This window comes from uncultured Halovibrio sp. (assembly GCF_913056445.1).
In the GTDB taxonomy this organism is placed as follows: domain Bacteria; phylum Pseudomonadota; class Gammaproteobacteria; order Pseudomonadales; family Oleiphilaceae; genus Halospina; species Halospina utahensis_B.
In genome coordinates this window covers 196,659-203,980 of the sequence record NZ_CAJXMA010000001.1, presented here as the reverse complement: position 1 = coordinate 203,980, position 7,322 = coordinate 196,659, and the positions used below count along the sequence as shown (strand labels likewise).

The 7,322-nt window shown below is 61.1% G+C and carries 6 protein-coding genes; all 6 read right to left on the bottom strand.

The genetic code is table 11. From position 1 onward, the window contains the following. Positions 1-561: hypothetical protein (locus tag QZ501_RS00985; RefSeq protein ID WP_295716518.1), on the bottom strand; the 561-nt coding region annotated here is incomplete at its 3' end. Between the two features lie 44 nt (positions 562-605). After that, on the bottom strand, positions 606-1,139 hold the full coding sequence (locus QZ501_RS00980; protein ID WP_295716517.1) for a hypothetical protein: 534 nt from the start codon (positions 1,137-1,139) through the stop codon (positions 606-608). A 3-nt stretch (positions 1,140-1,142) separates the two neighbouring features. Continuing rightward, on the bottom strand, positions 1,143-2,120 hold the full coding sequence (locus QZ501_RS00975) for a hypothetical protein (RefSeq protein WP_295716515.1): 978 nt from the start codon (positions 2,118-2,120) through the stop codon (positions 1,143-1,145). 31 nt (positions 2,121-2,151) lie between these two features. Then, positions 2,152-4,002 carry a type VI secretion system tip protein TssI/VgrG gene (gene tssI / locus QZ501_RS00970; protein WP_295716513.1) on the bottom strand — a complete coding sequence of 617 codons (1,851 nt, stop codon included), beginning with the start codon at positions 4,000-4,002 and terminating at the stop codon, positions 2,152-2,154. A gap of 82 nt (positions 4,003-4,084) precedes the next feature. Next, entirely contained in the window at positions 4,085-4,564 is a 480-nt protein-coding gene (locus QZ501_RS00965) for a type VI secretion system tube protein Hcp (protein ID WP_095616246.1), read from the bottom strand. 113 nt (positions 4,565-4,677) lie between these two features. Continuing rightward, entirely contained in the window at positions 4,678-7,317 is a 2,640-nt protein-coding gene (gene tssH / locus QZ501_RS00960) for a type VI secretion system ATPase TssH (RefSeq protein ID WP_295716511.1), read from the bottom strand. Between the last annotated feature and the right edge of the window lie 5 nt (positions 7,318-7,322).

The window sequence follows — 7,322 nt, the reverse complement described above, 5'->3', positions numbered from 1 at the left end:
CGCTACACGGGTGTCATCCGTGGCCGCCAGGAGCGGGGGAAGCCATTCCTGCCAGAGATCTCCGTCACCTGTCTCCCAAAGGGTCAGCGCGACCGCTCTGGGGCAGGTCTCCTGTTGGATCGCCGCGTGCCAGTCCGTCCAGGGAGCCGGCGGAATGTAACCGCGCAGGCTCAGGGCGCGGGCGGCCCAGACCTGGGCGGTGAAGGGCTCCGGGAAATCCGTGGGGCAAGCCAGGTTACGGTAGTGGGCTGCCAGCCACCAGGCGATCTCCCCATGATCGTGCTCATGAATCAGGCTGGAGTGCACCCGCTCCAGCTCGCCCGGCCACAACCGGTCACGAGCTTCCAGCACACAGAGCAACCGCTCCGGTGCCTCGGCCAGAAGGCCAGCCATTTCGTAAACGGGAGTATCAGGGGACAGTAGTGCAGGCGAGTTGGCGCCCTCCCTCAGGAGGTGCCCCAGAAGCTGCCGATCATGCGCCTTCAGCTGATCAGTGGTGGCGCTGTCACTGGCAATCAGTGTGTCGCGAACTTCCAGGAAATGTTCGAGTTCGTCTTCCATAACGAGTCACTATCTACTTTACTCGACAGTCCACCATCCACTCCTCACGTGGTCTCCCCGGGCTCCAGGAACCGCATTAGATCCTTTTCGTCGATGGGGCCTGTTACAGTCTCCTTCAGAACAGAGTCCGGCGTTTTCCAGTAATCCCCGAGTGTCCGCCAAATGTTAGAAGCGCGCTGTTTGGCAGCCGAAAGATTATTGACGAATCGCTCTCGAAACTCTGGCGGAATATAACCCCACCACTTTTCTCCCATAACATCCATATCCTTGCTGATCCCATTGAATGAACCAGCTGCACTACGGATCGAGGAAAAATTATCCTTCTGGGCCTTCTGAATGCCTTCATCGATGGATTTCTGCATTCCTTTGAAGTTTTTCACAGCACGCTCTTCCCAGGTTTCAGGCCACTCAGAACGGTGCCATTGGTGCCAATTCTCGCCGGGCGGGTGCTTATAGAAATACTCGATGCCTTCCTCCATCGCCGCCAATGCGCGGTAATGATAGTCCCGGAATTCTTCCATGTACTCAATACTGGAGAACTTCCTTAGCAGCAGCTTTTTCTTGAGCTGTGGCTCCATTAATTAAGGCTCCGGCCAGTTGGTTAGCTTCGGTTTTTCCGGATCCGTATCACCCGGAGTGATGAAAAGCTGAGTTTTACCGCCTTTCAGATAAAATTCTTTTCCATTCGATTCTTCGTAAGGTTGTCCTGCCGTTGTGCCTTCCCATGCTTTCAGGCCTTCATCACCAACCACATGCTTCACATAATATCCGTTGTCATTCCAATCATCCTTCACCGCATAATCGCGACGCCACGCGGCTTTGCTGTCCGGTAATTCATAAGCCCAGAAACCGCCCGCGTTTCCTGCTCGTTCATCCACAATACGATAGATCTCAGTACCCGGCGGTAGCTCCACCGGCTTTACCTCAGTAAAGGTGTCATAGGTCGTTCTTCCCTCAAAAGTCAGATCTGGCCAACCCTCATCAACCAACACATCATGATTGGGTGGAGGCTCTTCCATACCGATACACTCTGCAGGCATTTTCCCCGCGTCGGCCCCCAAAGGTCTGCCATCAGACTGGATCGTATAGGGATCCTGTTCAGGGCCATCCGGGTGTTTTCGCCGATGAACGCGATTGCCAACCTTGGGTTCCGTGTATTTGGGATCAGGTTTGTAGGGGAGTTCCTCCTCCGCTTCCTCATGACCAGAGCTGCCAGCGCCAGGAGTAGGTTTTCTTGCTTGGTCGAGGTTCGGATCATATTCCAGATACACCTTCAGATCCCCGCTACCAACCTGGCGCGCAAGGTCGTCCAGTAGCTGGTGAAGGGTCGTCGGTTGATCCCATGGCCGCTGGAACACATCCAGCCACAGGTCCAGAAGCCGATAGTTGAAGGGGTCTTCCTGGCTTCGGGCGATGTCTTCAAGGGTCTGGCGGGCGTAGATCCGGCAGGCCATGACATCCGGGCGGCGGTAAGTGTCGTCCTCGTCCATGCGAAGCCCCAGGCTGAACGAGTAGATCCGCCCGAGGTCGGCCCTGAGCTGGTGGTCGCGTCTCAGCATCCTGACATCCTGTCCTGGTCCGTCCCTGGTCTCAGTTGAGACTGATGTTGGCGCCCTTGAGGCTGATCGTCGCCCCATCCAGGCTGATCTGTGTGCCCTCGATGGCGATGTTGCCGGAACTCTCGAGCGTGATACTGGCGGCACCGGTCTGCAGCGTTATGCTGGTGCCGGCATCAACGGTGATGGTCTTGCCGGCCTTGATGGTGTCGCTGCCGCTGGTTTCGCTGGTTCGGTCGCCGCCGATGGTGGCGTTCTGGTTATTCCCCACCTTGAGCTTATCGTCATTCCCGATCTCGGTCTGACGATTGTTGCCGATGGAGTCTGTTTCGTCGTTTTCGACGGTCAGCTCATGGTCCTTTTCCGCGTGGAGAACCAGTAGTTCCTTGCCTTTGTCGTCGTCAAAGCGGATCTCACTGTAGTTCGCCTCGCCGCCTTCCAGTGTGGAACGCGAGCGGATGCCCGAGGAGTTCAGCTGCTTGTCGGTCGAGTACGGCAGGGGGTTATCGTCGTTGTAAACGGAGCCGGTAACCAGGGGCTGATCCGGATCGCCGTTGATGAAATCGACCACAACTTCCTGGCCCTGGCGCGGCAGGAACTGCGCCCCGAAACCGGCACCGGCCCACCCCTGGGCCACGCGGATCCAGCAGGAGCTGTCCGGGTTGTTCTTTCCTTCCCGGTCCCAGTGGAACTGGACACGGACGCGACCGTATTCATCCACGTGCAGTTCCTCGCCCGGCCCAGTGGTCACCGTGGCGGTCTGAACGCCGGGAATGACGGGCTTGGGCTGACGCGCCGGCACGAACGGCTTGTCCGTGGTGATGCATTCAAAGGTATTGGTGTAATGGGAGGCTTCGCCTGAATCCCCGTCCTCACTGCTCACGGGAACACTGGCGGTGCACTCAAAGCGGGTTATGACAAAGCCGGTACCTGAGCTGACCCCGTCCTCATGCTCGCGGAAACTGAAGGTCAGGCCGGCTCCGAACGACAGGTAATCCGACGCCCCGTGGTAAACCTGCGCTTCCCGGTTCAGGCCCTTGAGATGGGTCGCCGCCAGGGGCTCACTGTCGTTGATGAGCAGCCGATCCTCACCGATGTAATGGAAGATCTCCTGCTCCCCGAACGCCTCGCCTGGAACGCTGGCCTTACCGTTGTCGGCAACGGTCTCGCCGGGCCGCGTGAAATCAAAGCCCTGTTCCACCATGGTATCCGGGCCGGCCCTGTAATCCTGGCGCCACTGGTAGATGCGGCTGTCACCGCTGTCCCCCGAACGGTAGACCACGCTGTCTTCCAGCGCCGGCTGGTAGGCGTTCACGTTGTCGCCGACCACCATTCGATGGCCGGATTCGGAATGTTCGAAAAAGAAGAAAAGGCCTTCATGGGCCAGCAACCGGGTTACGAATTCCCAGTCGGTTTCGTTGTACTGGACGCAGTAACGGTAGTTGCGGGGAGTCCCTTCAATGTTCCGGACCAGTTCAACTTCGTGTTCTCCCAGCACGGTTTCCGCAATGTCCAGCGCCGTTTCCTCCTGGAAGATACGGCAGTTACTGCGGTTGCGGGCACTCCAGGCACGCGGGACCACCAGGGCCTCGTAACGCTGGCCCTCACTGTTGTGCAGGGGTTTGCCGAGTTCCCCGATGCTCGCGATATGACCGTGGAAATACCGCTTTTCGCTCTCCGACTGGCCACTCAGTGCCAGGCTGATGCTGACCGCCTGCCCGACCTGGCCTTCCAGATCATTCAGCCGCTTGTTGGCAATGAACCGGACATGGATCTCGAAAAGGCGCGACAGGCTCTCACTGACCCGCAGGTGCTCAATCGCCAGTGCGTCCTTTCCCTGGGGCCCCTGGATCTTCAGGTGGTGATGCTGCTCTTCCGTTGCCATGACACTCCGCACCGTCCTGGTCTGTGGGAATCAAGAATGGGGAGGGCATGCCCTCCCCGGTTCCGTGTGGCAGCTGCCACCCTTAGAGCTGCTGGCCCTTCACACCGCTGTAGCCGTAAACCAGCGGCGCGGTTGCCGCGTTGGTGTCGTCAGTCGGTGTGACGGACATGGTCATCTCGGTGTAGCTGATGGTGATGGACTCGGTCGGGCGATCGCCTTCAGCGGAGACGCTGTAGTTGGAGATCATGGCGTCGGAGAGTTCGATCTTCATGATCTCTTCGATCTTGTCGCCCTGCTTGGTCAGGTAGAAGGTGGCAGGCTTGCCCTTACCGATGGTCGCTTCCTTGAAGAGATCCGGTGTGGCCTTGTCCTGCTTCTTGGTGATGGTGATGTCGCCCAGGCGTGTCGCCGAGGCTTCCCGATCCATGGCGGTACCCGTGGGCGCCGCAATATCCCGGTGGACGTTGAAGTCCAGGGTATCGACGGTGATCAGGTCCTTGTATTCCTCGGCGGTTGCTTCGCCTTTGAGGCCACCAAAATCCAGGTAGGTATTGGTCTGCATTGAATTGCTCCTTTTGCATTTTGCGTTACGTCCTGTAACCAGGACATGGCGGTTTGCTTCCCATCCTTACGGGAAGCAGTTATCCGGAGAGTTCCAACTCCCCGGAATCCGGCTCAGGCCTGAACGGGCGTATCCGTCCAGACTGAATTCCTTTTCGATGGATCTGCATCATCAACCGAGAGCTCGATGCTGAACGACCCGTTGTCGATGGACAGCGTCACGGTGCGGGGACTCTGTTCCCGGCCGAGACTTTCCAGAATCCGGGTCGACATCTCGGGCAGCACTTCCTGCTGCAGGATGCGCGGGATATTGCGTGCGCCGGACGTGCTCTCGGTGCAGCGATCCACAATGGCGTCGATGACGTCGTCGCTGTAACTCAATGGCGCCTCGTGATGACGCTGGATGCGGTCGGCGACACGGCCCAGCTGCAGGCGTGCGATCTCGGCCAGTTGTTCCCGGCCCAGCGGGGTGTAAGGCAGCACTGTCGTACGCCCGAGGAACGCTGGCTTGAAGGTGTTCAGAAGCTCATCCCAGATAGCATCCTTCAGGGCGTGGGGCCTGGGCGCCGTCATCTCATCCGCGTACAGGTCGTTGATCATTTCCGAGCCTGCATTGGAGGTCATCAGGATGACCGTGTTGCGGAAGTCCACGTCGCGGCCTTCCCCGTCCCGGAGCATGCCCTTGTCGAAGACCTGATAGAAGACGTCCTGGACGCCGGGGTGCGCCTTCTCCATTTCATCCAGGAGAATGACACTGTAAGGGCGGCGCCGGACCGCCTCGGTCAGGACACCACCCTCGCCATAGCCCACGTAGCCGGGTGGTGAACCCACCAGCTGGGAGACCTTGTGCTCCTCCTTGAACTCGGACATGTTGATCACGGTCATGTTGTCTTCGCTGCCGTAGACCTGCTCCGCCAGCGCCAGGGCGGTCTCGGTCTTGCCTACGCCGCTGGGGCCCACCAGCAGGAAGACGCCCAGCGGCTTGCGCTCATCCGCCAGGTCCGCCCGGGCGATGCGGATGGTCCGGGCAATGTCCTCGATGGCGTGATCCTGGCCCCGTACCCTTTCCCGCAGGTATTCGTCCAGGGAAAGCACACCGGCTATTTCGTCCGCCTGCAGGCGGCCCACGGGGATGCCCGTCCAGTCGGAAATAACCTCGGCGACAAGCGGTTCATCCACCTGCCAGTGCACCATCGGGGCGGCTCGTTCGTTGAGTTCCTGCCGGAGCCGGCTCAGTTCCGTGACCGGTTCATCATCGTCCTCCTCGGCAATACGCCGACCGAGTTCCCGGGCTTCATTGACCTGCTCACACTCGCGGTTCCAGGCCGACTCCAGATCTTCCAGCGTCTGCTCCAGGCGGTGGATCTCAGTGCCGAGCTCGTCCTGGCGTTGCCCATGCTCGACGCCGGCACGGGCCTCGGTGGCCAGCCGGTCCGCTTCCTCCCGGAGACCGCGATGCCGGGCGCGCGCCTGTTCCAGGGCCGTCGGCAGGCTGGCCTGGCTCATGGCGACCCGGGCGCAGGCGGTATCCAGCAGCGCTACCGCCTTGTCCGGCAGCTGGCGGCCGGGCAGGTAGCGGGTCGACAGCCGAACGGTGGCCCCCAGCGCCGCGTCCGTCACGGCGACGTCATGGTGGGCTTCGAGAGTTGGGGCCAGTCCCCGCAGGATCCGCGTCGCGGTCTCCTCGTCCGGTTCATCCACCGGCACCACCTGGAAGCGCCGGGTCAGGGCCGCGTCCTTCTCGAAGTACTTCTTGTACTCGGACCATGTGGTGGCCGCGATGGTGCGCAGTTCGCCCCGCGCCAGTGCCGGCTTCAGGAGATTGGCGGCGTCGTTCTGGCCGGCCTGGTTGCCGGCGCCGATCATATTGTGGGCCTCATCGATGAAGAGGATCACCGGCTCGGTGGCCGCCTTCACCTCATCAATCACGCCTTTCAGCCGGTTCTCGAATTCGCCCTTTACACCCGCTCCGGCCTGGAGCAGCGCGAGATCCAGCGTCAGAAGCCGTGCCCGCGCCAGTGCCTCCGGGACCTCGCCGTCGGCGATGCGCCGCGCCAGACCTTCAACCACGGCGGTCTTGCCCACGCCGGCCTCACCGGTGAGGATCGGGTTGTTCTGGCGCCGCCGGGTCAGGATGTCGATCATCTGGCGGATCTCGTCATCCCGCCCCAGGACCGGGTCAATCCCGCCGGCCCGCGCCTGCGCCGTCAGGTCCACGGTGTACTGGGCCAGGTGCTGCTCACGTCCGGAAGCCGGATGGGTCTGGTTCGCGGGGTTGGCTTCGAGGGTCTCCCGCAGCGTCGCCCATTCACCAAGAAGCGTCTGCGCGTCAAGGCCGTCCAGCTCCTTGGCGTAGCGGGTGGCAAGCGCCGCCATGGCCGGATCCTGGAGCAGACTGTAGAGCAGCGTGGCGCCACGGATGGCGGCTTCCCCGAACTCGATGGAGGTGTCCAGCCAGCACTGGCGCAGCAGGTCCACGAGCCGGGGCGAAAGACTCGGCGTTGCACCATTGCCGGTGCTGAACCCTTCCAGCGCCTGGTCCAGCTGGCCTTCCAGCCGGCCGCTATCCAGCCCGTAATGGTCGAGGATCCCGATAATGTCCGGGTCCCGTTGCGTAAGCAGGGCCCGCAGGAGGTGTTCCACCTCGACGCACTCGTGCGTACGCTGGTGACTCTGGCCCACCGCTGCCTCCATGGCCTGGCGGGTGGACGGGTTCATGCGCTCGACGAGCGCCTTGAGCGTCATTGATGACATGGCGG